The organism is Streptomyces sp. NPDC060184 (assembly GCF_042728795.1).
GTDB lineage: Bacteria > Actinomycetota > Actinomycetes > Streptomycetales > Streptomycetaceae > Streptomyces.
Genome location: NZ_JBHWYX010000028.1, coordinates 1 through 24,719, shown reverse-complemented (window position 1 = coordinate 24,719; position 24,719 = coordinate 1). Strand labels below are relative to the sequence as shown.

Sequence of the window (24,719 nt, the reverse complement as noted above, 5' to 3'; positions counted from 1 at the left end):
CGGCGGCCCGGACCGGGCCGTACCCGTCCCCCCGGGTCACATTCTCTCCGGGGACGGTACGGCCCGGGGGCCGGGCCTGTCAGGCGCTGTCGTCGGCGCGTGCGCGGACCGCGTCCGCGAACGCCTCGCCCCGCTCGTTGTAGTTGGCGAACATGTCCATCGAGGCGCAGGCCGGGGCCAGCAGCACGGTGTCGCCCGGGCGGGCGAGACGTGCGGCCTCGGCGACCGCCTCGGACATGGCCCCAGTGTCGGTCCGGTCCAGGTCGACCACGGGTACCTCGGGGGCGTGTCGCGTCAGGGCTTCGCGGATGAGGGCCCGGTCGCGGCCGATGAGGACCACGCCCCGCAGGCGCTTCGCGGCGCCGCTCACCAGTTCGTCGAAGGTCGCTCCCTTGGCGAGGCCGCCGGCGATCCAGACGATCGGCTCGTAGGCGGCGAGGGAGGCTTCGGTGGCGTGGGTGTTGGTCGCCTTGGAGTCGTCCACGTAACGGACGCCGTCGACGTCCGCCACGTGCTCGATGCGGTGCGGGTCCGGGCGGAAGGCGCGCAGTCCGTCGCGGACCGCGGCGGGCTTCACGCCGAAGGCGCGGGCCAGCGCGGCGGCGGCGAGGGCGTTGGCGATGTTGTGCGGGGCGGGCGGGTCGACGTCCGCGACCTCGGCCAGCTCCTGGGCCTGCTTCTGCCGGTTGGTGACGAAGGCCCGGTCCACGAGGATGCCGTCGACGACGCCGAGCTGGGAGGGGCCGGGGGTGCCGAGGGTGAAGCCGATCGCCCGGCAGCCCTCCTCCACGTCGGCCTCGCGGACCAGTTCCTCGGTGGCGGGGTCGGCCGCGTTGTAGACGCAGGCCACGGTGTTGCCCTCGTAGATCCGGCCCTTGTCGGCGGCGTACGCCTCCATGGAGCCGTGCCAGTCGAGGTGGTCCGGGGCCAGGTTGAGCACCGACGCGGAGTGCGCGCGCACCGAGGGCGCCCAGTGCAGCTGGTAGCTGGAGAGCTCGACGGCGAGCACGTCGTACGTCTCCTCGCCCAGCACGGCGTCCAGCAGGGAGACGCCGATGTTGCCGACGGCCGCGGTGCGCAGCCCGGCGGCCTCCAGGATGGAGGCGAGCATCCGTACGGTCGTGGTCTTGCCGTTGGTGCCGGTCACCGCGAGCCAGGGGGCGGGCTCGCCGCCCTTGATCCCCCGCAGCCGCCAGGCGAGTTCGACGTCGCCCCAGACGGGGACGCCGGCCGCCGCCGCCTGGCGGAAGAGCGGCTTGTCGGGCTTCCAGCCCGGGGCGGTGACGATCAGTTCGGTGGACTCGGGCAGGGTGTCGCCGTCGCCGAGGCGGACGGTGATCCCCTCCGCCTCCAGGCCGGCGGCCTGGGCGCGGGAGCGCTCGTCGTCGCCGTCGTTGACGACGGTCACCCGTGCTCCGAGTCCGTGCAGGGCCCGGGCGGCGGGAATCCCGCTGACCCCGAGTCCGGCGACCGTGACGTGCTTCCCCCGCCAGTCCGCCCGGTCCGCCGGGTTGGTGGTGCTCACTTCTTGGCTGCCCATCCCGCGTAGAAGAGTCCGAGACCGACGATGACGCACATGCCCTGGATGATCCAGAACCGGACCACCACGAGGACCTCCGACCACCCCTTGAGTTCGAAGTGGTGCTGGAGCGGCGCCATCCGGAACACCCGCTTGCCGGTCATCTTGAAGGAGCCGACCTGGATGACCACGGACATGGTGATCATCACGAAGAGGCCGCCGAGGACGGCGATCAGCAGCTCGGTGCGCGAGCAGATGGCGAGACCCGCGAGGGCGCCGCCGAGCGCGAGCGAACCGGTGTCACCCATGAAGATCTTGGCCGGCGAGGTGTTCCACCAGAGGAAGCCGAAGCAGGAACCCATCAGTGCCGAGGCGACGACCGCCAGGTCGAGTGGGTCGCGCACCTCGAAACAGGCGCTGGGGTTGGTGAGTTCCATCGCGTTGGCGCACGACTCCTGGAACTGCCACAGGCCGATGAAGGTGTACGCGCCGAAGACCATCACCGACGCGCCGGTGGCCAGGCCGTCCAGACCGTCCGTCAGGTTCACGCCGTTGGACATGGCGAGAATCATGAACAGCGCCCAGACGACGAACAGCACCGGTCCGATCGACCACCCGAAGTCCTCGACGAACGAGAGCCGGGTGGAGGCCGGGGTGTTGCCGTGGATGTCGGCGAACTGGAGCGAGAGCACCGCGAACGCGATGCCGACGATCAGCTGGCCGGCCATCTTCGCCTTGGCCCGCAGGCCGAGCGAACGCTGCTTGACGATCTTGATGTAGTCGTCCAGGAAGCCGACGAGCCCCATCCCCGCCATCAGGAAGAGCACGAGGACACCGGAGAACCGCATGTCCTCGCCCGTGATGACCTTCGCCAGGACGTACGCGATGATCGTCGCCAGGATGAAGGCGATGCCGCCCATGGTGGGCGTGCCCTTCTTGCTGCCGTGCGTGCGCGGGCCGTCGTCCCGGATGAACTGGCCGTATCCCTTGCGGGCCAGCAGTTTGATGAGCAGCGGGGTACCGACCAGGGTCAGGAAGAGCCCTATGGCCCCCGCGAAGAGGATCTGCCTCATCGGCCGGTGACCTCGCCCTCGGTCGAGTTCTCCAGCAGTGCCTGGGCAACCAGCTCCAGGCCGACCGACCGGGACGCCTTCACCAGCACGACGTCTCCCGGGCGCAGTTCACTGCGCAACAGGTCGACGGCCGCCTGTGCGTCGGACACGTGCACCGACTCCTCACCCCACGAACCCTCGTTGTAAGCGCCCAGTTGCAGCCAGGAGGCCTCTTGCCCTCCGACCGCGACGAGCTTGCTGACGTTGAGCCGGACGGCAAGCCGTCCGACCGCGTCGTGCTCGGAGAGCGACTCGTCACCGAGCTCGGCCATCTGACCGAGCACCGCCCAGGTCCGCCGGCCCCTGCCCATGGCGGCCAGCGCACGGAGTGCGGCTCTCATGGATTCGGGGTTCGCGTTGTAGGCGTCGTTGACGACCGTCACACCGTCCGGACGCTCGGTGACCTCCATGCGCCAGCGGGAGAGGGTGCCCGCCTCGGAGAGCGCCTCGGCGATCTCGTGTACGGGCATGCCCAACTCATGGGCGACGGCGGCTGCGGCGAGCGCGTTCGACACGTGGTGCTCACCGTACAGGCGCATGGTCACCTCGCTGCACCCGGTGGGTGTGTGGAGGCTGAAAGCGGGGCGTCCGTTTGCTGTGAGACGGACGTTCTCTCCCCGTACGTCCGCTTCGGGCGCCTCTCCGAAGAGAAGGACCCGGGCTTTCGTACGGGAGGACATGGCGCGCACGAGCGGATCGTCGGCGTTGAGGACGGCCACGCCGTCCTCGGGGAGCGACTCGACCATCTCGCCCTTGGCCTGGGCGATCTGTTCCCGGCCGCCGAACTCGCCGATGTGGGCGGTGCCGACGTTGAGGACGAGTCCGATCCGGGGCGGGACGAGTCCGGTGAGGTAGCGGATGTCGCCGATGTAGCGGGCACCCATCTCCAGCACGAGGTGCTGGGTCTCCTCGGTGGCGCGCAGGGCGGTGACGGGCAGGCCGATCTCGTTGTTGAGGTTGCCCACCGGATAGATCGTCGGCCCCATGCGCTCCATGAGCTGGGCGATGAGGTCCTTGGTGGAGGTCTTGCCCGCGGAGCCGGTGAGGGCGACGACGGGCAGCCCGAGGCGGTCGACGACGACGTGGCGGGCGAGGGCGCCGAGCGCCGCCACCACGTCGTCGACGACGATCGCGGGCACCCCGACGGGGCGGGTGGCCAGGACCGCGACGGCTCCGGCCGCCACGGCGCCGGTGGCGTAGTCGTGGCCGTCGACCTGTTCACCGACGAAGGCGGCGAACAGGCTGCCCCGCTCCACCTTCCGGGAGTCGATGACGACCGGGCCGTCGACGACGACCGAGGTGTCCGGTATGTCGTGCGGCTGCCCGCCGACGATTTCGGCGATCTCGGCGAGGGAAAGGGCGATCACTTGGTCATCCCTGACTGTTGTTCTCGTGGTGGGCTTCGTGCTGCTGGGTGGGTGCGGCGTCGGGACGCCCCAGGGACCGTGCGATGGCCGCGCGGAGGACCTGGCGGTCGTCGAAGGGGCGTACCACCCCGTGGACGTCCTGGCCCTGCTCGTGGCCCTTGCCGGCGACGAGGACGGTGTCGCCGGGCCGTGCGCGGGCGACGGCCGCCGCGACGGCCGCGGCCCGGTCCGCGTCGACCAGGACGTCGCCGCGTTCGTGGACGGGCACCTCGGCGGCGCCCGCGAGCATCGCCGAGAGGATCCGCAGCGGGTCCTCGGAGCGGGGGTTGTCGGAGGTCAGTACGGCGGTGTCGGCGAGGCGGGCCGCGGCGGCGCCCATCGGGCCGCGCTTGGTGGTGTCGCGGTCGCCGCCGCAGCCGAGCACGACGTGCACCCGGCCCTGGGTGACCTTGCGCAGGGAGCGGAGCACCGATTCGACGGCGTCCGTCTTGTGCGCGTAGTCGACGACGGCGAGGTACGGCTGGCCCGCGTCGACGCGCTCCAGCCGGCCGGGGACGCCGGGGACGGCCGCGACGCCGTCGGCGGCGGTCTGCGGGTCGATCCCGGCGACGGCCAGCGTGACGATCGCGGCGAGGCTGTTGGCCACGTTGAAGGGGCCGGGCAGCGGGGCCCGGGCGGCGACGCGCGCGCCGTCGGGGCCGACGACGGTGAAGGTGCTGTCCCGCGGCCCGACTTCGACATCCTCGGCACGCCAGTCGGCGTCGGGGTGGCCCTCGGCGGAGAAGGTGGTGACGGGGACGCCGGCCTCGGTGACGAGCCTGCGGCCGTAGCTGTCGTCGTAGTTGACGACCCCTCGCCTGCTGCGCTCCGGGGTGAAGAGCTGCGCCTTGGCCTGGAAGTAGTCCTCCATGCCGGAGTGGAACTCCATGTGCTCCGGGCTGAGGTTGTTGAAGACGGCGACGTCGAAGACGCAGCCGTCGACCCGGCCCAGCACCAGCGCGTGGCTGGACACCTCCATGGCGACCGACTGGACGCCGCGTTCGCGCATGACCGCGAAGAGAGCCTGGAGGTCGGTGGCCTCGGGGGTGGTGCGCTCGGACTTGATGCGCTCGTCGCCGATGCGGGTCTCGACCGTGCCGATGAGCCCGGTGGCGTGACCGGCGCCGCGCAGCCCGCCTTCGACGAGGTAGGCGGTGGTGGTCTTGCCGGAGGTCCCGGTGATGCCGATCTGGAGCAGGCCGGTGCCGGGGCGGCCGTAGATCTCGGCGGCGAGGTCGCCCATGACGGCGCGCGGGTCCCCGGCGACCAGGACCGGGAGGCCGGTGGTGGCGGCCCGGTCGGCGCCCGCCGGGTCGGTGAGGACCGCGACGGCGCCCAGTCCGGCGGCCTGGGCCGCGAAGTCGGCGCCGTGCAGCCTGGCGCCCGGCAGAGCCGCGTACACGTCTCCGGGACGGACCGCACGGGAGTCGTGGGTGATGCCGGTGACCTCCACCGCCGCGGGCAGTTCGAGGCCGAGGCGGGCGGCCGGCTCGCCGAGGGAGGTCGGCCTGAGCCGTTCCGGTCGGGGCGCTCCCGGGTAGTTCACGGGCGCGTCCTTCGGGGTGATTCGGTACTGATCAGCGTGGGGCACGGCGGTGAGCGTACCGGGCTGACCCGGCCTCTCGCGAAGTGAGGGGCCGGGGTTGCGGAACTTCTCGTTCCGGTTCCCCGGATCGGGGGTGATGGTTGTCACTGGTGCTCCCCTGGGAACGTACGAGGTCACGGCCGGGTCCGGCGCGCGCTGCGGCCCGCCCCGCGGCGCACGCGACCGGAACGTCTCCGTCCGCCCGGCGCGCACCCCGGTCGTGCCGCTCCCCCTCCGGTCAGGCGTCCGGTCCGAAGAAGACCGGCAGTCCGGGGGACTTGCTGCCGCTCGGGGGGGTCTGGAGGGTCTTCAGCGCGAACTCCATGACCTTCTTGTAGATCGGTCCGCAGATCTGGCCGCCGAAGTAGTCGCCCTTGGTGGGGTTCTGGATCGCGCAGTAGACGGTGATCTGCGGATCGTCGGCCGGTGCGAAGCCGGCGAAGGAGGCGGTGTAACCGTCGTACACACCACTGACCGGGTCCACCCGGTTGGCGGTACCGGTCTTGCCCGCCACCCGGTATCCGGGGATGCGCGCCTTGGTACCGGTGCCCTCCTCGTCGCCGACGACGGACTCCAGCATGGTGGCGACCTCCTTGGCTGTCTTCCCGCTGACCACCCGGGTCTCCTCGGGCTTCTCGGCGTCCGTGTAGCGGCCGTCGGGACCCTTGGTGCCGCGGACGAGCGTGGGGGCGATCCGTACCCCGCCGTTGGCGATCGTCGAGTAGACCGAGGCCGCCTGGACGGCGTTGAGCGAGAGGCCCTGCCCGAAGGGGATCGTGTACTGCTGGGAGGTCGACCAGTCCTGGGGCTTGGCGAGGATGCCCGGCGACTCACCGGGATAGCCGAGGCCGGTGGGGCTGCCGATGCCGAACTTGCGGAGGTAGGAGTAGAGGACCCTGTTCGCCTCGGGCTGGGTCTTCCCGAGCTGACCGGTCGCCAGGATGGTGCCGATGTTGCTGGACTTCGCGAGGACGCCGTTGAGCGTGAGCGACCAGGTCTTGTGGTCGATGTCGTCCTTGAAGAGCCGGTCCCCGCGGTGCAGCCGGTTCGGGACGGTGACGTGCGTGAGGGGGGTCGCGGCGCCCTCCTCCAGCACGGCGGCCATCGACATGACCTTCGCGGTGGAGCCGGGCTCGTACACGTCCTGGAGCGCCGCGTTGCCCAGCGAGCCCGATCCGACGGTGGAGAGGTCGTTCGGGTCGAAGCCCGGGGCGTTGGCCAGGGCCAGCAGCTCGCCGGTCCTGGTGTTCTGCACGACGACGTACCCGCCGTCCGCCTTGGACTTCTCGACCTGTTCGCTGATGGCCCGCTGGGCGGCCCACTGGATGTCCCGGTCGATGGTGAGCTCGACGTCCGTGCCCTCGACCGCCGGGATCTCCTTGGCACCGGCGGTCGGCACCCGCCGGCCACCCGACTGGGCGTACCGGATCTTCCCGTCCTGGCCGGAGAGCTCCTCGTTCAGCTGGGACTCCAGGCCGCCGCCGCCCTTGCCGTCGGCGTTGACGAAGCCCAGTATCCCGGCGGCGAGGTCGCCGTTCGGATAGACGCGCTTGGTCGTCGGCTCCTGGAAGACGCCCGCCAGCGCGCCGGTCGCCTCCCCGCCGTCCTCGGCCGCCTTGTCCGCGAGGACCGACTTCAGGTCCTTGATCTGCTTCCAGACCTGCGGGGTCTGCCGCCGGGCGAGCACGGTGTAGCGGCTCCCGGGCTTCGAGAGCTGCGCGGTGAGGGTGTCCGCGTCCTTGCCGAGGATGGGGGCGAGGAGGGCCGCCGCCTGCTCGGGGGCGTCCGGGATCTTGCTCTCGGCCGGAGTGAACATCTTGGGGTCGGCCGTGATGTCGTACGCGTCGACGCTGGTGGCCAGCGCGATCCCGTTGCGGTCGGTGATCTCGCCGCGTTCGGCGGCGACGGTGTACTCGAGGTACCGGTTCTCCTTGGCCTTCGCCGAGTACGCGTGCGCGTCGACGGCCTGGACCTGGAGGAGCCGGGCCGTGAACACCAGCATGACGAGGGTCAGCCCGAGGCTGACCAGGCGCAGCCGGGGGCGCGGGTTGCCCAGGCGCAGGGAGCGCGGCGCGGGGCGGCCCGGCCGTCCGGACGAGGGGCGCCGGGCCTCGGGCCGGGCTGCGGGCCGGGGGCGTCCCGTACCGCCTGCGGCCCCCCGTGAGCGGGCGGGGCCGGGCACACGGCGGCGCGGCGGTTCCTTGGACGGCACTGCGTCACCTGCCGGGGCTCGTCGGGGTCGTGGTCGCCGCGGTGAGCTCCGCCGGGTTCGCGGAGGCGGCCGGTGAGGAGGACGCGGCGGACGGTGCGGGGGTGGTCACGGAGGCGGGCGGGGTGCTCTCCGCGGGGCTCGCGGGCTCCTCGGGCCCGGCCGCCCGGGGTTCCTCGTCGGGCGCGGAGGCGTCCGTCGCGGCCGGGGTGGGCGCGGGTTTCGGGTCGGGGTCCGCGGTGACCTCGGCGGGGACGCCCCGCACCGTGCCGTCGGGGTTCAGGAAGGCAGGGCTGCCGCCGGGGACCATGCCCAGCTCCCTGGCCCGCCGCTCCAGCGCGTCGGGCTGCGAGTAACCGTCCACGTCCCGCTGGAGCGCCTGCTCCTCGTCGGTGAGGTCGGTCGTCTGCTTGCGCAGCTCGCTGAGGCGGAACGAGCCCTCGTTGAGTGCGGAGTTCAGCAGCAGCAGACTGATCAGCCCGCCGCCGAGGAGGACCACGACCAGCAGCATGAAGGGGGTACGGGCCGCGCTGCTCGGCCCCGACGGCATCAGCCCGGCGAGGCGGGCGGCGCGTCCCTTCAGCGGCGCGGCCGGCCGGTTCACCGCGTCGTCTCCCGCACCCCGGTGCGGTCGCCGGGCGTACGCCCCCGGGGCGCGGTCACCGCTCGTCCTCGCGGATGCGTTCGGCGCCGCGCAGCCGGGCCGGGGCGGCCCGCCGGTTCTCGGCGACCTCTTCCTCGGTGGGCAGCTCCGCGCCCCGGGTGAGGAGCCCCAGACGGGGCTGGTAGCGCTCGGGGACGACGGGCAGTCCCGGCGGGGCGGTGTTCGCCGCACCCGCCGCGAACACCTGCTTGACCAGCCGGTCCTCCAGCGAGTGGTAGGAGAGCACGGCGATCCGGCCGCCGACCGCGAGGGAGGCGACCGCGGCGGGGATGGCGTTCTCCAGGACGGTGAGCTCGCCGTTCACCTCGATGCGCAGCGCCTGGAAGGTGCGCTTGGCCGGGTTGCCGCCGGTGCGCTTGGCGGCCTGCGGAAGGGAGTCGCGGATCAGCTCGACCAGCCGGGCGCTGTTGGTGAACGGTTCCTTCTCGCGCTCGCGCACGATGGCCGAGACGATCCGCTTGGCCTGCTTCTCCTCGCCGTACGCGCGCAGGATGCGGACCAGTTCGCCCGGCGGGTAGGTGTTGAGGACCTCGGCCGCGCCGATCCCGGTCGTCTGGTCCATGCGCATGTCGAGCGGCGCGTCCTGGGCGTACGCGAATCCCCGGTCGGCCTCGTCCAGCTGCATGGAGGAGACGCCGAGGTCGAAGAGGACGCCCTGGACCTTGGGGATGCCGAGCCGGTCCAGTACCTCGGGCAGTTCGTCGTAGACCGCGTGCACCAGGGTGGCGCGGTCGCCGTACGGGGCGAGGCGCTCGCCGGAGAGCCGGAGGGCTTCCTTGTCCCGGTCGAGGGCGACGAGCCGCACCTCGGGGAAGGCGGTGAGCAGGGCCTCGCTGTGTCCGCCGAGGCCGAGGGTGCAGTCGACGACCACCGGTGGGGTGGCGCCCGCCCGTTCCAGAGCCGGGGCCAACAGGTCCAGGCATCGCTGGAGCATCACCGGGACGTGTCGGGTCTGGCTCAATGCGCCCTCTCAGGCTCAGGTCCGTGAGGCGGCACGTGCGGCCTGGTCCCCGCCCGCTCAGAAGGGGAGGCCTGCCGGCGCCGGGGAAGAGGCGCCGGCCTGCCATGAGCGGGAGAGGGCCGGGCCGCACGTTCGTCGCGCATCACGGGGACATCGGAAATGCGGAGAATGACGGAGGTGGAGAAATGTATGGAGTTGTACGGACTTCCGCGGGGCATTGCCGGAAATACCGAGACCGCCGAAACCGCTGGGACCACCGGGGACCACGGGAGCCACCGGAGCCGCAGGCGTTGCGGAAGGGACCGGAACGTGCGGCACAAACGCGCGGGACCGCGGAACGTGACCGGCCTTGCGGCCGGGTCGGTAACTTCGCGTCACTTTAGTCCACCCTGCCATTCGATCGATTCCGGATCAACGAACCTCTCAGCGCGTCGCCCCGCTCCGGTGGCCCCCGGTCCTCACCCGGACGGCTGAGCCCGGGCGAGTCCTGTGGGTTAGCTCACAACAAGCCTCGTTGACGTTCTTTGTCCTTTTCCCCGAGCCGCTCCGAGCAGGTGGGGCGGCTAACGTCGTAGCCATGTCGACTTCTGCGCAGTCCCCCTCCACCGCCCCCACCACCCCGGGCGACTCCGTCACGGACCGCCTGGTGGCGGCGAACGCCACGTACGCGAGCGCGTTCACGGACCCGGGCATGGACGCCCGACCCGTCCAGAAGGTGGCCGTGGTCGCCTGCATGGACGCCCGCATCGACCTGCACGCCGCGCTGGGCCTGGAGCTCGGCGACTGCCACACCATCCGCAACGCGGGCGGCGTGGTCACCGACGACGTGATCCGGTCGCTCACCATCAGCCAGCGGGCGCTCGGCACCCGCAGCGTCATACTGATCCACCACACCACCTGCGGTCTCGAATCGCTGACCGAGGGCTTCCGCCACGAGCTGGAGCTGGAGGTCGGCCAGCGGCCGGTGTGGGCGGTGGAGTCCTTCTCCGACGTCGACCAGGACGTGCGCCAGTCGATCCAGCGGGTCCGCACCTCGCCGTTCCTGCTGCACACGGACGACGTCCGGGGCTTCGTCTTCGACGTCAAGACCGGTCTGCTGCGCGAGATCTCCCCGGCCGCCTGACACGCCTTCGCCCCCGGCGACCCCGCACCCCGGCGACCCCGCGCACCGCGCCGCGGGGTCGCCGCGTTTCTCGTGGGGCCGCCGCCCCGGAACCCCTTCCACCAGCCCCCTTCACCGGACCCTCCGCGCCCCTTTCCGGCTCGTACCCGCATCCGAATATCGACAACACCCGACATATCGGCCCGGGTTGTCCGGAGGCGAGTGACACGAAGCGGTAACGGCAACAAGAATGCGGTGGGTGACGCACTCCGGGGCTTCCGGAGGGGCGTCCGCAATCGGGGTGGGCCAGGCCGTTCGGCGGCGCGGGCCCGTGCGTGAAGGGCCGAGGAGGACCGGGTGACCACCTATGACGAGCGAACGAACCTCACTGATCTGACCGCCACGACGGAGCGGGTGCGCGGGTCGGTGGAGCGCGTGATCGAGGGCAAGCCCGAGGTCGTGCGGATCGCGCTGACCGTGCTGCTCGCCGAGGGTCATCTGCTGATCGAGGACGTGCCCGGAGTCGGCAAGACCATGCTGGCCAAGGCGCTGGCCCGGTCCATCGACTGCTCGGTGCGCCGCATCCAGTTCACCCCGGACCTGCTGCCCTCGGACATCACCGGGGTGTCCGTCTTCGACCAGCAGCGCAAGGACTTCGAGTTCAAGCCGGGCGCCATCTTCGCCCAGATCGTCATCGGCGACGAGATCAACCGCGCGTCGCCCAAGACGCAGTCCGCCCTCCTCGAATCGATGGAGGAGCGGCAGGTCACGACCGACGGCCAGACCTACGCGCTGCCCGACCCCTTCATGGTCGTCGCGACCCAGAACCCGGTCGAGATGGAGGGCACCTACCCGCTGCCGGAGGCCCAGCGCGACCGGTTCATGGCCCGGGTGTCCATGGGCTACCCCAGCCTGGACGCCGAGTTGCGGATGCTCGACGTGCACGGCGGGGTCCCTCCGCTGGACGACCTCCGGCCGGTGGCCCACGCCCACGACATCGTGAAGCTGATCGACGCGGTCCGCTCGGTGCACGTGGCCGAGTCCGTACGGCGGTACACCGTCGAGCTGGTCCAGGCGACCCGCAGCCACCCCGACCTGCGGCTCGGCGCCTCCCCCCGGGCCAGCCTGCACCTGCTGCGCGCGGCGAAGGCCTCGGCGGCCCTGGGCGGCCGGGACTACGCGCTGCCCGACGACGTCCAGGCGCTCGCGGTGCCGGTGCTCGCCCACCGGCTGCTGCCCACCGCCCAGGCCCAGCTGAACCGTCGCACGGCGGAGCAGGTGGTGGCGGAGATCCTGCAGCGCACGCCCGTACCCACCTCGCCGGACGACCGGTCCGCCGGCCGGCGCGTACCCCCGTACCCGCAGAGCGGTCCGGCGTACGCGCCCGGCGCCCGGCGGCCGTGATGGCGGACGCGCACCGGGGGCCGGGCCCCCGTGGCGGGGTGGCCACCGACGACGCGGACGGCGGCAGAGGCACCCTGCGGGCGGCCCTGGGCGGGCTGACCACCCGGGGGCGCTCCTTCCTGGCCGCGGGGATCGCCGCCGCGATCTGCGCCTACGTCCTGGGCCAGGCCGACCTGCTCCGGGTCGGTCTGCTGCTCGCCGTGCTGCCGCTCGTCTGTGTCGCCGCGCTCCACCGCACCCGCTACCGGGTCGTCGGCACCCGGTGGCTGTCGCCCTCGCGGGTGCCGGCGGGCTCGGAGGCGCGGGTGCACCTGCGGGTGGACAACGCCTCCCGGCTTCCCTCCGGGCTGCTGATGCTGCAGGACCGTGTTCCGTACGTGCTCGGCCCGAGGCCCCGCTTCGTGCTGGACCGGGTCGAGGCGGGCGGGCGGCGGGAGGTCTCCTACCGGGTCCGCTCCGACCTGCGGGGCCGGTACCCGCTGGGGCCGTTGCAGCTGCGGCTCGCCGACCCGTTCGGGATGTGCGAGCTGACCCGCTCCTTCAGCGCCCACGACACCCTGGTGGTGGTCCCCCGCACCCAGGCCCTCCCCCCGCTCCGGCTCACCGGGGCGGCCTCCGGCTACGGCGACGGGCGTCAGCGCTCGCTCGCCCAGGCGGGCGAGGACGACGTGCTGCCGCGCGGTTACCGGCACGGCGACGACCTGCGCCGGGTCCACTGGCGCTCCACCGCCCGCTACGGCGAACTGATGGTGCGCCGGGAGGAGCAGCCCCAGCGGGCGCGGGCCTCGGTGGTGCTGGACACCCGGCGGAAGGCCTTCCGGGGCTCCGGGCCGGAGTCGGCGTTCGAGTGGGCGGTGGCCGCGGCGGCCTCCGCGCTGGCGCACCTGGTGGAGCGGGGCTTCGCGGTGCGGCTGCTGACGGACGAGGGCGGTGCGATGCCCGGCGGCGGCAGCGGATTCTCCGGTTCGGCGGGGTCCTCCGGTTCCTTCGGATCCTCCGGCGCCTTCGGATCGTCCGGTCCCGCCGGATCCTTCAGCTCCTCCGGCTCCTCCGGCTCCGAGCACGCGTCCGCCGAGGCCGCCGGGCTGATGCTGGACACCCTCGCGGTCGTCGAGCACTCCGACGCGGGCGGCCTGGACGGCGCGCACGAGGTGCTGCGCGGCGGCCACGAAGGCCTGCTGCTCGCTTTCCTGGGCGACCTCGACGAGGAGCAGGTGGCGGTCGCGGCGGCCATGCGGCGGCGCAGCGGTGCGGCCGTCGCGTTCGTACTCGACGGCGAGGAGTGGGCGCCGGGCGCGGGTCCGGCGCCGGCGACCCCGTTCGCGGAGCGGCTGCGGCTGCTGCGCGAAGCGGGCTGGACCGCGGTTCCGGTGCCGCCCGGGGCGGACCTCGCCCAGGTGTGGCAGCGGGCCGGGCAGCCCGGTGACACCCAGCCCGCCGGTGGCGGCGCTGCGACAGGCTTCTCCGGAGGATGGTCATGAGCGGTCCCGTCCGGCTCGCCCTTTGCGCCTACGCGGCGACGCTGCTGGCGGCGGGGGCGCTGCTGCCCCTGGTCGACCCCTGGACGTGGATCTTCGAGGCCGCGCTGCTGCTCGCCGTGCAGAGCGCGGCGGGGGCGCTGGCACGGCGGTTCGTTCCGGCGCGCGCGGTCGCCGTCGGCGTGCAGGCGCTGGTCACGCTGGTGCTGCTGACGGCCGCGTTCGCCGGCGGCCGGGCGCTGCTCGGGGTGCTGCCCGGTCCGGCGGCCGTCCAGTGGCTGGCCGACCTGGTGACGGCGGGGGCGGACGACGTCGGCCGGTACGCGCCCCCCGCGCCGATGACGGACGGCATCAAGCTGCTGCTGGTCGGCGGGGTCCTGCTGATCGGGCTGCTGGTCGACGTGCTGGCGGTGACCCTGCGTGCCGCCGCACCGGCCGGTCTCCCGCTGCTGGCGCTGTACTCGGTGGCGGCGGGGCTCTCCGACGGTGGGGCGAGCCGGCTGTGGTTCGTGCTGGCGGCCTCGGGCTATCTGCTGCTCCTGCTGGCCGAGGGCCGCGACCGTACCGCCCAGTGGGGGCGGCTCTTCGCCGGTCCGGCGCGCGGTGGGCCGGCGTCCGGGGCCCGGGTGAAGTCCCCGGTGCGGACCGGGCGCCGGATCGGGGCGCTGGCGCTGGGCGTCGCGCTGGTGGTCCCGCTCGCACTGCCGGCGCTCGGCGGCGGTCTGCTGGACGGCCTGGGCACGGGCAACGGGCGGGGAGGCGGCGGGGGCACGATCTCGGCGGTCAACCCGCTGGTCTCCCTCCAGGACGACCTCAACCAGGCGGAGAACCGGGAGGTGCTGAGGTACCGCTCCGAGGACGGTGCCGCACAGGGCTCCTATCTGCGCATCCTCTCCCTCGACCGGTTCACCGGGGCCGAGTGGCTGCCGTCCAAGCGAGCGCTGCGGGACGTACCGGACCGGCTGCCGCAGCCGACGGGTCTCGGGCAGGACGTCGTCGCCACCGAGGTCACCTCACAGATCACCGCGTCCGACGACTACCGCCAGGACTATCTGCCGATGCCGTATCCGGCGACCGAGGTCCGTGTGGACGGCCGCTGGCGGTACGAGCCCGAGGGACGCACCCTCATCGGCGACGGCGGCCAGACGACGCGCGGAGCGCGGTACCGGGTCAGCAGCCTGGTGGTGGAGCCGACGGCGGCGCAGCTCGCGTCGGCCGGGCTGCCCCCGGCGGACCTGACCCTGGAGTACACCGAGGTGCCGGCGTCCCTGCCGGACGTGGTGGCAGAGACCGCCGCGCAGGTCACGCAGGGCTCGGCCAACCACTACGAGCAGGCCGTGGCGCTGCAGGACTGGTTCGCGCAGAACGGCGGCTTCACCTACGACACCTCGGTGAACTCGGGCACGGGAACGGCGGCGATCGGGCGGTTCCTCCAGAACCGGCGCGGCTTCTGCGTGCACTTCTCCTTCGCCATGGCGGCGATGGCCCGGACGCTGGGCATCCCGGCGCGGGTCGCGGTGGGCTTCACGCCGGGGACCACGCAGGCGGACGGGTCGGTCTCGGTGGGGCTGCGGGACGCCCACGCCTGGCCGGAGCTGTACTTCCAGGGCGTGGGGTGGACGCGCTTCGAGCCGACCCCCACGCGGGGCTCGGTGCCCTCGTACACGGTGCCCCAGGCGCCCACCGGGTCCACCGACGCGTCGGCCGCGCCGACCGCCTCGGCCTCGGCGCAGCCCTCGGCCGCCCCGTCCGCCTCGGAGAGCTGCTCGGCGCTGATGCGCAAGGAGGGTGCCTGCGGCCCCTCTGCGGCCCCGGTCGCCACGAACACGGCCGGACCGGGGTTCCCGCTCGGCACGGTGGTCCTGGTGGCGCTCGGTGTGGTGCTGGTCGTGCTGCTCCCGCTCTCGCCGCTGCTGTGGCGGACCCGGCAGCGGCGTCGGCGGCTGTACGGGTCGGGCGGGCGGACGCCCGCCGACGCGGCGGCGAGAACGCTGGCGGTCTGGCAGGAGGTCACGGACACGGCCTGGGACCACGGGATCGTCCCGGACGAGGCGCTGACCCCGCGCCGGGCCGCCGACCGCATCGTGCGACTGGGCGGGCTGGAGGGTGAGCCCGCGGCGGCCCTGCACCGGGTGGCGGGCGCGGTGGAGCAGGTGCTGTACGCGCCCCGGGCGCAGCAGCCTGCCCGGCCGGCCGAGGACGCGGCGCTGGTACGGGCGGGGCTGGCCGGGCGGGCGGGCCGGTACGTCCGGCTCAGGGCCGCGCTCGCTCCCCGCTCGGCCGTCCGGGTGGTGTGGGCGCTCTCGGAACGCCGGACGGCGCTGGCGGGACGGTTCGCGGAGCGGATGGCGGCGGCCGGCCGCTCCCTCCGCCCGTCCCGGTCCCGGGGCTGAGGCCCAAGCCCCTGGGACCTGGGCGTCATGGCCCGGGTCCTTCGGGCCCGGGCCCGGCCATGGGCCGCGGTCCCGGGGGTGGCCGGGCCGGGTCTCGGGGTACGCCGGATACACAGGACGGAGGGGCGGGACGCGTCGTGCGCGTCCCGCCCCTCCGTCGTACGTTCTTCGGCCTACGTTCGTACGCCGTACGTCCTTGTGTCGTACTGGCCCTACGTCGTACCGACCCCGCCCGGCCCACCGGGCGGGGGAAGACTCACTGGCCCTGTTCGTCGCGGCGGCGCTGCCACCGTTGCTCGATGCGGTTCATCACGGACCGGCGCTGCCTGGGCCCACGCCCGGCGGCCGGGGCGCCGCGCTGCGGCTGTTCTCCGGGCTTGGGTGCCCTGCGCCAGCCGGTGACCGCGAGAACGGCACAGCCGAGCATGACGAGGAACCCGACCACACTGATCCAGATCTGCTGGGCGACCATTCCGGCCATGAGGAGCGCGATACCCACCAGAAATCCAGCGACCGCCTGGTAGACCCGTCGCCGGGTGTACGTACGCAGCCCGCTTCCCTCAAGCGCTGTCGCGAACTTGGGATCTTCGGCGTACAGCGCTCGCTCCATCTGCTCGAGCATGCGCTGCTCGTGCTCCGAGAGCGGCACGGAGTCCTCCTCGTCGTCGGCCGCGGGGGCGACCGGTAAGCGGCCCTTCCAGGATAGGCAGGGATTCGCCCCCGGGAAACCCGCGCCCACCAGCCAGCAGCCAGTCCGTACCGCCATGTCGGTTCGGCCCTTGAGGCGTTGATTCCCCGGCGGCCGATCCGTCATGCCGGATCCTGTCACCCGATCATACGGGGCCCGGGCCCGGATCGGGGGCCCGGAGCGGGAGGGGATGCACCGAGTGCGCGCGCCGTCCCGGCGCCTTTCGGCCGCTCCCCCGTCACCCCGGTGTTCCCGGCGGGTCGCCGTCAGGCCCGGCGCTCGCCCAGGACGTGCAGCTGGGTGGCGACCGAGTGGAAGGCCGGCAGCTCGGCGGCAGCCGCCTCCAGCTTCAGCAGGGCCTCCATCGCGCCCGGTTCGGTGTCCACCAGCACGCCGGGGACGAGGTCGGCGAAGACCCGCACACCGTGCACCGAGGCGACGTCGAGCCCCGCGCCGCGGATCAGGCCGGAGAGCTGGTCGGCGGTGAACCTGTGGGGCACCGGGTCGGCGTCCCCCCAGCGGCCCGAGGGGTCGGTGAGCGCCCGGCGGGCCTCCACGAAGTGACCGGCGAGGGCGCGGGCCAGCACGGCGCCGCCCGAGCCCGCGGTGAGCAGGCTGAGCGCGCCGGACGGGCGGAGCGCCCCGACCGCGTTCCGCACGCCTTCGGCCGGGTCGTCCACGTACTCCAGGACGCCGTGGCAGAGCACCGCGTCGAAAGTGCCGCGCTCCACCACGTCGAACAGCCCGAGGATGTCGCCCTGGACCCCCCGGACCCGGTCGGCGACGCCCGCCTCGTCGGCCCGGCGCTCCAGCGCGAAGAGGGCGTCGGGGCTGGGGTCGACGACGGTGACGTGGTGGCCCAGCCGGGCGGCGGGCACGGCGAAGTTGCCGGTGCCGCCTCCGGTGTCCAGAACTTCCAGGCGGTCGCTGCCGGTCGCCTTCACCTGACGGTCGAGGGCACCTTTGAGGACCTCCCAGACCACGGCGGTACGGAGGGAGGCGCGGGGGCGCGGCTGGTCCGACACGGCAGATGACTCCTCGGCACAATGCCGCTGCGGGCGGCGGAGCGTGAACGGTGCAGGTGGTGCGGGTGCGCTCCTACCCTATTGCCTCCCGCTTCCCACCTCCCCCTCCCGCTCCGCCGCCCCCGCGGCCTCCCGCCGGGAGTGCCGTCACCCCGCGCCGGGGCGGCCCCTCCTCGGCTGGGGGAGGGCGGGGTGGAGCCTGAGCAGCCGCTCCACCAGGCGCAGGAACATCGCCACGTCGCGCAGCAGGTCGTCGGCGTCCCGGCGGCTCGCCGCGCCGGGGAGACCGGCCTCGGCGCGAGCCCGGCGCCCGGCCCCGGAGGCGAAGAGGGCGCTCCACTCGGTGAGCTCCGGCGCTATCTCCGGCAGCACCTCCCACGCGCTGCGGATGCGCTCGCGGTGGCGCTTGGAAGTCTCGGGACGGCCCCGGGCGGCGAGTACGGCGGCGGCGGCGCGCAGGGCGGCGAGATGCGCGGTGGCGTACCGCTCGTTGGGGACGTCGAGGACGGCGGCCTCGGTCAGGCCGGCGTGGGCCTTGGCGAGGAGATCGAGGGCGGCAGGCGGGGCCCCGGCGCGGCGCTGAACGGGGTGGACGTCGTCGGGCGGACCGGTGGGTGAGGGGGCAGGGCTGCCTGCGCGGCGCCCCGGGGCGGCAGCTGCGGACGAGCTGGCCATGACGATCCTCCTGTCGTCTGTGACGGCTCGGTGGCCGTATGTGTCCATGGTGGCGGGTACCACTGACAATCCGGTTCAAGCCCCCGTTGACCTGGCCTTTTGCTTCCAGCGCGCGTTCCGGCTACGTTTTTGCACTGACCAGTCAGTTCAAAAATGGGGACGCAGGCGTGCCGGGCGGTGCGGAACGCCGGGCGGTGCGAAGAGCGCGGAGAGCGCGAAGAGGGGGAGCGATGGTGGACGAAGAACCGGCGGGCCCGCCGCACGGCGCGGCCGTGGAGGTGCGGGGCCTCGGGTTGCGCGGTCCGCGCGGGTGGGCGTTCCGGGGGGTGGAGTTCGACGCCGCACCCGGCACGCTCACCGCCCTGGCCGGTCCTTCGGGCTCGGGCCGCACCTCGCTGCTGCTGGCGCTCACCGGCCGGATGCGGACGACGGAGGGCCGGGCGAGCACCGGCGGCTACCCGCTCCCGGGCAGGCTCGCGGCGGTCCGCCGCGTCACCGCGCTCGGGCCGGTCTCCGGCGTCAGCGAGCTCGAAGGGGCCCTGACCGTCGCCGAGCACCTGCGGGAGCGCGCCCTGCTCCGAAGCCGGTACACCGGCCCCGTCCGGGCGCTTCTCCGGCCCCGCCGGGAGCGCGCGGCGGTGGGCGAGCGGATCGCCGGGGCGGTGGAGGCCGCCGGGCTCGACCTCCCCGCCCTGCCGAAGGCCGGGCGGACCCAGGCCCGGGACCTGGGGCGGCTGGACGCCCTGCGGCTCTCCGTGGCCCTGGCCCTGCTGGACGAGCCCCGGCTGCTCGCGGTCGACGACGCCGACCTCGGGCTCGGCGGGGCGGACCGGGCCGCGGCCTGGGAGCTGCTGCGTACCGTCGCCGCCCGGGGCACGACCGTGCTCGCGGTGTGTGCCGAGGCCCCCGAGGGCGTACCGGTCGTACGCACCGGGCCGGGCACCGGTCCAGGCACCGCCGGCGGGAAGGAGGCCGTCGATGCGTGCGACGGGACTGGCCGGGCTTGAGCTGAAGCGCTTCGGCAGGGGGAAGCTGCCGCGCGCCGCGCTCGCCGCCCTCCTGCTGCTGCCCCTGCTGTACGGGGCCCTCTACCTCTGGTCCTTCTGGGACCCGTACGGGCATCTGGACCGGATACCCGTCGCCCTGGTCGACGAGGACGAGGGGGCGGCGGTCCCGGCCGGTGGCGGCGCGGCGGACCCTCACGGCAAGGCGGCCGGGGACCGGCTCGCCGTGGGTGACGAGCTCACCGGGAAGCTGCTGGACTCCAAGACCTTCGAGTGGCACCGGGTGGACGCCGCCGAGGCCCGGCGGGGCGTCGAGAACGGTACGTACTACCTCTCGCTCACCCTGCCCGCAGACCTCAGCCGGCGGATCGCCTCGAGCGCGGGCGACTCCCCCGAAACCGGCGTGCTCCGGGTGCGCACCAACGACGCCAACAACTACATCGTCGGCCAGATCTCCAGGACGGTGTTCTCCGAAATCCGCGCGGCGGCTTCGGCCGAGGCCTCGCGCGGCTTCCTCGACCGGATCTTCATCGGTTTCTCGGACATCCACGACGCGACGGCGAAGGCCGCCGCCGGGGCGGACGACCTGCGCGGCGGCATCGCGACGGCCGAGCAGGGGTCGAAGGACCTCGCCGAGGGACTCGAGGAGAGCAAGTCCGGCAGCGAACGGCTCTCCGCCGGCCTCACCGCGCTCGACCGGGGCTCCGACGATCTGCGGACCGGCTCCCGGCAGGTGGCGGACGGCACCCGGCTCCTCGCCGACCGGGTCGACCGGATCGCGGACGGCCTGAGGCCGTTCCTCAGGGACGACGGCACGTCCATCGGCGACACCGCCCGGCTGATCGCCGACGCCTCGCGGACCGTGCGGGAGAACCTCGGTGAACTGGTGAAGGCGGCACCCGTCGCGGCCACCGCCGCGCACACCGCCGCCGACGACCTCACCACCGTCCACGCCCAGCGGTGCGAGGACCCGCCGCTGCCCGACCCGGCCGTCTGCGAGCCGCTGGCGAAGGCGGTGGCCGCGGCGGCCGGGGTCGCCGCGGTCGCCGACGACGTCAGCGCCCTGGTGAAGGACGAGGACGGCGATCTCGCCGCGCTGCGCACCCGGCTGACGGTCCTGGAGCGGCGGGCGGAGGATCTCGCGGAGCACGCGCCGACGCTCGGCGACGACCTGGAGTCGGCGGTGGCGAAGGTCGACGCCCTCGACGCGGGCGCGCAGCAGGTCGCCGAGGGAGCCGGGACCCTGCACGCCGGGCTGTCCGCGGCGAAGTCCGGGGCCACCGCGCTGGACACCGGTGTCGGGACGCTGAAGACCGGCGCGCTGGGCCTGGACAGCGGGCTGCACCGGCTGAGCGACGGGTCCGCCGCCCTGGCGGACGGGCTGAACGACGGCGTCGGCGAGATCCCGGACTACGACGCGGACGACCGCGACGCCCGGACCGGGGTGATGGCCGACCCGGTCCGCCTCGCCTCCTCGTCGCTGCACGCGGCTCCGAACTACGGCACCGGCTTCGCCCCGTACTTCATCCCGCTCTCCCTCTGGGTCGGCGCGATGGTGGCGTACATGCTGATGCAGCCGCTGAACCGGCGCGCCCTCGCGGCCGGTGCCTCCGCCCGCCGGACCGCGTTCGCGGGCTGGCTGCCGGTGGCCGCGACCGGTCTGGTCCAGGTCGCCGCGCTGATGTCCGTACTCCACTGGGGGCTGGGCCTGGAGATGGCGCACCCGGTGGCCACGGTCGGCTTCCTCGCGCTGGTGACCTGCTGCTTCGCGGCGATCGTGCAGTGGCTGAACGCCCGCTTCGGGGCGGCGGGACGGATTCTGGTGCTGGCGCTGCTGATGCTCCAGCTGACCTCGGCCGGCGGTACCTACCCCGTGCGGACCAGCCCCGGCTTCTTCGAGGCGGTCCACCCCTGGCTGCCGATGAGCTGGGTCGTCGAGGCACTGCGCCGGCTGATCACCGGCGGTGGGTCCGGGCCCGTCCGGCAGGGCTGCGCGGTCCTGGCGGCCTTCACGGCGGGGGCCCTCGCGCTGACCGCCGTCGCCGCCCGGCGGCGGCAGGTGTGGACGCTGGAGCGGCTCCACCCGGAGCTGAGTCTGTGAGCGGGCCCGGGGCGAACGGGTTCGGAGCACCGGCGGACCTGTGAGAATCGACCTCATGGAAAGCAGTGGCACCACGCGCCGCCAGGCGACCCGGCAGAAGCTCTACGAGGCGGCCGTGACCCTCATCGCCGAGAAGGGGTTCTCGGCGACCACGGTGGACGAGATCGCCGAGCGGGCCGGTGTGGCCAAGGGCACGGTGTACTACAACTTCAAGAGCAAGACCGAGCTCTTCGAGGAGCTGCTGCGGCACGGCGTCGGGCTGCTGACGACGGCGCTGCGGTCGGCGGCCGAGGAGACCGCCGCGAGCGGCGGGACCCGGGTGGCCGCGCTGGACGCGATGATCCGGGCCGGGCTGGCCTTCATCGACCGTTATCCGGCCTTCACCCAGCTGTACGTGGCCGAGCTCTGGCGCACCAACCGGGCCTGGCAGTCGACCCTCCTGGTGGTGCGCCAGGAGGCGGTCGCCGTGGTGGAGGACGAGCTGCGGGCGGGGGTGGAGAACGGCGAGCTGAGCTCGGAGATCGACATCCCGCTGACCGCCGCCGCGCTGGTCGGGATGGTGCTGGTGGCGGCGCTGGACTGGCAGGCGTTCCAGCCCGAGCGCTCGCTCGACGAGGTCCACTCGGCGCTGTCGCTGCTGCTGCACGGCCGGGTCAGCGGGCGCTGACGGCCCGCGGCGCCGAGCAGCCCGCGGCACCGGTACGGCGACCGGTACGGCGGAGCCGCCGGGCCGGTGGAACCGCCGCGGCGGAAAGGATTCCGGTGCCGGTGGAACGGCCGCGACGGAAAAGGACGCCGCTCCGGTGGAGTTCGATCCCCCTCGAACCCACCGGACCGGCGTCCCGTGTGAGGCCGGACGAGCCGTCCCCCGTGGCCCCGGTCCCCCGTGGCCTCCGGCTCCTCCGTCGTGCGCCCCCGTTGCGTCGGAGATACGGACCGTCCGCCGCCCCGTGCCGGCGGTCCGGGCGCCGTGCCCCTTCCGTGCCCCCACTCTTCCGTCCGGGCAGGTGGCGGCCCATCCGTGTACCTACTCATCCGCGGCACTAGGTACACGTACTCAGACCTGTGTGCGAGAGCTCACCCGCCGCCGTCGCCGGCTGACTACGATCGCCTCCGTGTCCGTACTTCCCTTGGTCTTCACCAGCGGCTGGGCGAGCGGGATCAACGCCTACGCGGTGGTCCTGCTCCTCGGCGTCTTCGGCGCGACCGGCCTCACCGACGAGGTCCCCGCGTCCCTCCAGCGCACCGACGTCCTCGTGGTGGCAGGGCTGCTCTTCCTGCTGGAGGCGGTGGCGGACAAGATCCCGTATCTGGACACCGCCTGGGACGCGGTGCACACGGTGGTCAGGCCCGCGTCCGGGGCGGTCGTCGCCGCGCTGCTCGCGGGTGACTCCGGTTCGCTGCCCGAGCTGGCGGCGGGTGCCGTCGGCGGTTCGACGGCGCTCGTGAGTCACCTGGTCAAGGCCGGTACGCGCATGGCGGTCAACTCCTCCCCCGAGCCGTTCTCCAACGTCGTGGTCAGCACGGCGGAGGACCTGGGCGTGGCGGGGATCGTCACCTTCGCGATCTTCCATCCGGTCGCGGCGGCCTCCGTCGCGGCGGTGCTGCTGGCGCTGGGGCTGCTGGCGCTCTGCCTGCTCGCCTCCCGCATCCGCCGCTTCCTCCGCCGCCGGGCGCAGCGGCGCCAGGAGCGGGCGATGGCCGGGGCCGGCCGGCACTGGCCCTACGGCTGACGGCCCGAGGCCGACAACCCGAGGCGACGCCCGTCCGGCCCGCAGGGGGTGGAAGCCCTTCCGGGTGGGCTCGATAAAGTCACCGGCATGGCACGAATTGCGGTGATCGGCGCCGGGACGGGCGCCATGGCGGCGGCTGCCCGGCTCGCGGTGGCAGGCCACCGGGTGACGGTGTACGAGCGCTCGGAGACGTACGGCGGCTCCCTCGGGCGGCACGAGCGGGACGGCTTCGTCTTCGACACCGGTCCGGCGCTGCTGCATCTGCCGGCCGTGCAGCGCGACCTCTTCGTCAAGACCGGCAAGGAGTCCCTGGAGCAGCGGGTGACGCTGAGCCAGGTCGATCCGGCGAGCCACCACGTCTTCGCGGACGGCACCCGGGTCTCGCTGCCCAACGCCTCCCGGGCCGGGGTGGTCGCCGCCCTGGACGGGGCGCTCGGCGGGGGTGCGGGGGCCCGTTGGGGAGCGTTCCTCGACCGGGCCCGGGATGCCTGGGACCGGTCGCGGCGGCCGTTGCTGGAGGAGCCGCTGCGGCCCGACTGGCAGGTGCTCGGCCGTGACCCGTACCCGGCCGTGCGGACCCGCCGGCTGCTGCGCGGCGCGCGGCAGGCCTCCACGCTGGCCGAGGTCGGCGCGTGGGAGCTGGACGATCCCCGGCTGGCCGCTCTGCTCGACGGATACGCCCTGGCGTACGGCCTCGACCCGCGCGAGGCCCCGGCGGGCGCCGCGCTGCTGCCGTACATGGAGGAGACCTTCGGCACCTGGTACGTGGCGGGCGGGATGCGGGCGCTGGCCGACGCGCTGTACGAGCGGTGCCTGGCACGGCGGGTGGAGTTCGTGTTCGGCGCGGAGGTGGTCCGGGTCGTGGAGAAGGACGGCCGGGCGGCCGGGGTGGAGCTGGCGGACGGTACCCCGGCCGGGGCCGACCACGTGGTGCTGGGGGTACGGCCCCGCCCCGGCCTGGTGCCGGGGGCGCCGGCCGAGGGGGACGTACCGGTGCAGCCGCGTCCCGGGGCGGGGCCGCTGCCGGGCCGGTTCACGGTGATGCTCTCGCTGCGCGGCGGCCGGGACGCCGGGGTCCCGCACCGGACGGTGGTGCACGCCCCGGACGGTGCGGCGGAGCAGGCGGCGCTCTTCGCGGGGCGGCTCGCCGAGGTGCCCACGGTCACCGTGCTGCGGCCGGACGACCCGACGACGCGGCCGGACGAGGACCACGAGGCGGTGACGCTGGTGGCCACGGTCGCCCCGCACGGCCCGGTGGACTGGAACGACCCCGCCCTGCGCGAGCGGTACACCGCGACGGTGGTCGCAGCCGCCGGAAAGGCCGTCCCGGGCCTGCGCGAGCGGGTCCTCGACACCGAGGTGCGCACCCCCGCCGAGACGGAGGCGCAGACGGGAGCGCCCGGGGGTTCGGTGCCGCCGCCCGCGCTGGCGGGCGCGGCGGGGGCCCGGCTGCACGCGGCCAACCGCACCCGGCTGCCGGGGCTCTACCTGGCGGGCGGCTGGTCGCACCCCGGCGGCGGTCTGGCGCACGCGGGGATGTCGGGCGCCCTGGTCGCCGGCCTGATCGTGGAGGGCGACGGTTTCCAGGGCTCCCGGTAGCCGTGGAACGCGGGCCCTGAGAACGACGTCAGCGGCGCGCCCCCTCCGGTGGGAGGGGGCG

The 24,719-nt window shown here is 73.9% G+C and carries 19 protein-coding genes; 9 read left to right on the top strand and 10 right to left on the bottom strand.

Annotation, left to right across the window (positions count from 1 at the left end; all coding sequences use genetic code 11):
* Nucleotides 1-79: 79 nt before the first annotated feature.
* The 7 genes from murD to rsmH all read right to left on the bottom strand — a co-directional run bounded on the left by murD (nucleotide 80) and on the right by rsmH (nucleotide 9,456).
* The gene (murD, locus tag ACFWEE_RS19570; protein ID WP_386890638.1) at nucleotides 80-1,540 is read right to left on the bottom strand and encodes a UDP-N-acetylmuramoyl-L-alanine--D-glutamate ligase; all 1,461 of its coding nucleotides are present in this window, start codon (nucleotides 1,538-1,540) and stop codon (nucleotides 80-82) included.
* Entirely contained in the window at nucleotides 1,522-2,592 is a 1,071-nt protein-coding gene (mraY, locus tag ACFWEE_RS19565; RefSeq protein WP_386890636.1) for a phospho-N-acetylmuramoyl-pentapeptide-transferase, read from the bottom strand. The genes murD and mraY overlap by 19 nt, the downstream gene beginning before the upstream one ends.
* On the bottom strand, nucleotides 2,589-3,998 hold the full coding sequence (gene murF / locus ACFWEE_RS19560; protein WP_386890635.1) for a UDP-N-acetylmuramoyl-tripeptide--D-alanyl-D-alanine ligase: 1,410 nt from the start codon (nucleotides 3,996-3,998) through the stop codon (nucleotides 2,589-2,591). The genes mraY and murF overlap by 4 nt, the downstream gene beginning before the upstream one ends.
* A gap of 4 nt (nucleotides 3,999-4,002) precedes the next feature.
* A complete protein-coding gene (locus ACFWEE_RS19555) occupies nucleotides 4,003-5,730 on the bottom strand; it encodes a UDP-N-acetylmuramoyl-L-alanyl-D-glutamate--2,6-diaminopimelate ligase (protein WP_386890633.1) in 1,728 nt (575 codons plus the stop codon).
* 130 nt (nucleotides 5,731-5,860) lie between these two features.
* Nucleotides 5,861-7,834 (bottom strand): penicillin-binding transpeptidase domain-containing protein, encoded by a 1,974-nt coding sequence (locus tag ACFWEE_RS19550; protein ID WP_386890631.1) that lies wholly within the window; start codon nucleotides 7,832-7,834, stop codon nucleotides 5,861-5,863.
* A 4-nt stretch (nucleotides 7,835-7,838) separates the two neighbouring features.
* Complete coding sequence (locus tag ACFWEE_RS19545; RefSeq protein WP_386890629.1) at nucleotides 7,839-8,435, bottom strand: septum formation initiator family protein; 597 nt, start codon at nucleotides 8,433-8,435, stop codon at nucleotides 7,839-7,841.
* Nucleotides 8,436-8,490: 55 nt separating this feature from the next.
* A complete protein-coding gene (rsmH, locus tag ACFWEE_RS19540; RefSeq protein ID WP_386890627.1) occupies nucleotides 8,491-9,456 on the bottom strand; it encodes a 16S rRNA (cytosine(1402)-N(4))-methyltransferase RsmH in 966 nt (321 codons plus the stop codon).
* A gap of 577 nt (nucleotides 9,457-10,033) precedes the next feature.
* Here rsmH and ACFWEE_RS19535 point away from each other — a divergent pair.
* The 4 genes from ACFWEE_RS19535 (at nucleotide 10,034) to ACFWEE_RS19520 (ending at nucleotide 15,833) form a co-directional block, all read left to right on the top strand.
* Nucleotides 10,034-10,579, top strand: coding sequence for a beta-class carbonic anhydrase (locus ACFWEE_RS19535; RefSeq protein WP_386890625.1), 546 nt, complete (start codon nucleotides 10,034-10,036; stop codon nucleotides 10,577-10,579).
* Between the two features lie 336 nt (nucleotides 10,580-10,915).
* Complete coding sequence (locus tag ACFWEE_RS19530) at nucleotides 10,916-11,962, top strand: AAA family ATPase (RefSeq protein ID WP_386890623.1); 1,047 nt, start codon at nucleotides 10,916-10,918, stop codon at nucleotides 11,960-11,962.
* A complete protein-coding gene (locus ACFWEE_RS19525; protein WP_386890622.1) occupies nucleotides 11,962-13,443 on the top strand; it encodes a DUF58 domain-containing protein in 1,482 nt (493 codons plus the stop codon). The genes ACFWEE_RS19530 and ACFWEE_RS19525 overlap by 1 nt, the downstream gene beginning before the upstream one ends.
* Nucleotides 13,440-15,833, top strand: coding sequence for a DUF3488 and DUF4129 domain-containing transglutaminase family protein (locus ACFWEE_RS19520; protein WP_386890620.1), 2,394 nt, complete (start codon nucleotides 13,440-13,442; stop codon nucleotides 15,831-15,833). Before ACFWEE_RS19525 ends, ACFWEE_RS19520 begins: the two co-directional genes overlap by 4 nt.
* A 256-nt stretch (nucleotides 15,834-16,089) precedes the next feature.
* Here the strand turns inward: ACFWEE_RS19520 and ACFWEE_RS19515 are convergent, their stop codons facing one another.
* The 3 genes from ACFWEE_RS19515 to ACFWEE_RS19505 all read right to left on the bottom strand — a co-directional run bounded on the left by ACFWEE_RS19515 (nucleotide 16,090) and on the right by ACFWEE_RS19505 (nucleotide 18,221).
* Nucleotides 16,090-16,482, bottom strand: coding sequence for a DUF3040 domain-containing protein (locus ACFWEE_RS19515; protein ID WP_386890618.1), 393 nt, complete (start codon nucleotides 16,480-16,482; stop codon nucleotides 16,090-16,092).
* Between the two features lie 305 nt (nucleotides 16,483-16,787).
* Nucleotides 16,788-17,546 (bottom strand): class I SAM-dependent methyltransferase, encoded by a 759-nt coding sequence (locus tag ACFWEE_RS19510; protein ID WP_386890617.1) that lies wholly within the window; start codon nucleotides 17,544-17,546, stop codon nucleotides 16,788-16,790.
* Nucleotides 17,547-17,693: 147 nt separating this feature from the next.
* The gene (locus tag ACFWEE_RS19505) at nucleotides 17,694-18,221 is read right to left on the bottom strand and encodes an SAV_6107 family HEPN domain-containing protein (RefSeq protein ID WP_386890616.1); all 528 of its coding nucleotides are present in this window, start codon (nucleotides 18,219-18,221) and stop codon (nucleotides 17,694-17,696) included.
* Nucleotides 18,222-18,451: 230 nt separating this feature from the next.
* On the opposite strand from ACFWEE_RS19505, the gene ACFWEE_RS19500 reads away from it, so the two are divergent.
* The 5 genes from ACFWEE_RS19500 to ACFWEE_RS19480 all read left to right on the top strand — a co-directional run bounded on the left by ACFWEE_RS19500 (nucleotide 18,452) and on the right by ACFWEE_RS19480 (nucleotide 24,658).
* Nucleotides 18,452-19,228, top strand: coding sequence for an ATP-binding cassette domain-containing protein (locus ACFWEE_RS19500; RefSeq protein WP_386890614.1), 777 nt, complete (start codon nucleotides 18,452-18,454; stop codon nucleotides 19,226-19,228).
* The gene (locus ACFWEE_RS19495; RefSeq protein ID WP_386890613.1) at nucleotides 19,200-21,326 is read left to right on the top strand and encodes a YhgE/Pip family protein; all 2,127 of its coding nucleotides are present in this window, start codon (nucleotides 19,200-19,202) and stop codon (nucleotides 21,324-21,326) included. Before ACFWEE_RS19500 ends, ACFWEE_RS19495 begins: the two co-directional genes overlap by 29 nt.
* Nucleotides 21,327-21,381: 55 nt before the next feature.
* A complete protein-coding gene (locus ACFWEE_RS19490; protein WP_386890611.1) occupies nucleotides 21,382-21,993 on the top strand; it encodes a TetR/AcrR family transcriptional regulator in 612 nt (203 codons plus the stop codon).
* A 448-nt stretch (nucleotides 21,994-22,441) separates the two neighbouring features.
* Complete coding sequence (locus ACFWEE_RS19485; protein WP_386890609.1) at nucleotides 22,442-23,059, top strand: DUF4126 domain-containing protein; 618 nt, start codon at nucleotides 22,442-22,444, stop codon at nucleotides 23,057-23,059.
* 87 nt (nucleotides 23,060-23,146) lie between these two features.
* Nucleotides 23,147-24,658 (top strand): phytoene desaturase family protein, encoded by a 1,512-nt coding sequence (locus ACFWEE_RS19480; protein ID WP_386890607.1) that lies wholly within the window; start codon nucleotides 23,147-23,149, stop codon nucleotides 24,656-24,658.
* The last annotated feature ends 61 nt before the right edge of the window (nucleotides 24,659-24,719 follow it).

What these genes read in the sequence shown, in the direction of transcription:
- ACFWEE_RS19500 (WP_386890614.1), top strand. Translation starts at nt 18,452, where the DNA reads ATGGTGGACGAAGAACCGGCGGGCCCGCCGCACGGCGCGGCCGTGGAG.
- ACFWEE_RS19505 (WP_386890616.1), bottom strand. Translation starts at nt 18,221, where the DNA reads ATGGCCAGCTCGTCCGCAGCTGCCGCCCCGGGGCGCCGCGCAGGCAGC.
- ACFWEE_RS19495 (WP_386890613.1), top strand. Translation starts at nt 19,200, where the DNA reads ATGCGTGCGACGGGACTGGCCGGGCTTGAGCTGAAGCGCTTCGGCAGG.
- mraY (WP_386890636.1), bottom strand. Translation starts at nt 2,592, where the DNA reads ATGAGGCAGATCCTCTTCGCGGGGGCCATAGGGCTCTTCCTGACCCTG.
- ACFWEE_RS19535 (WP_386890625.1), top strand. Translation starts at nt 10,034, where the DNA reads ATGTCGACTTCTGCGCAGTCCCCCTCCACCGCCCCCACCACCCCGGGC.
- ACFWEE_RS19520 (WP_386890620.1), top strand. Translation starts at nt 13,440, where the DNA reads ATGAGCGGTCCCGTCCGGCTCGCCCTTTGCGCCTACGCGGCGACGCTG.
- ACFWEE_RS19490 (WP_386890611.1), top strand. Translation starts at nt 21,382, where the DNA reads ATGGAAAGCAGTGGCACCACGCGCCGCCAGGCGACCCGGCAGAAGCTC.
- ACFWEE_RS19525 (WP_386890622.1), top strand. Translation starts at nt 11,962, where the DNA reads ATGGCGGACGCGCACCGGGGGCCGGGCCCCCGTGGCGGGGTGGCCACC.
- ACFWEE_RS19480 (WP_386890607.1), top strand. Translation starts at nt 23,147, where the DNA reads ATGGCACGAATTGCGGTGATCGGCGCCGGGACGGGCGCCATGGCGGCG.
- murD (WP_386890638.1), bottom strand. Translation starts at nt 1,540, where the DNA reads ATGGGCAGCCAAGAAGTGAGCACCACCAACCCGGCGGACCGGGCGGAC.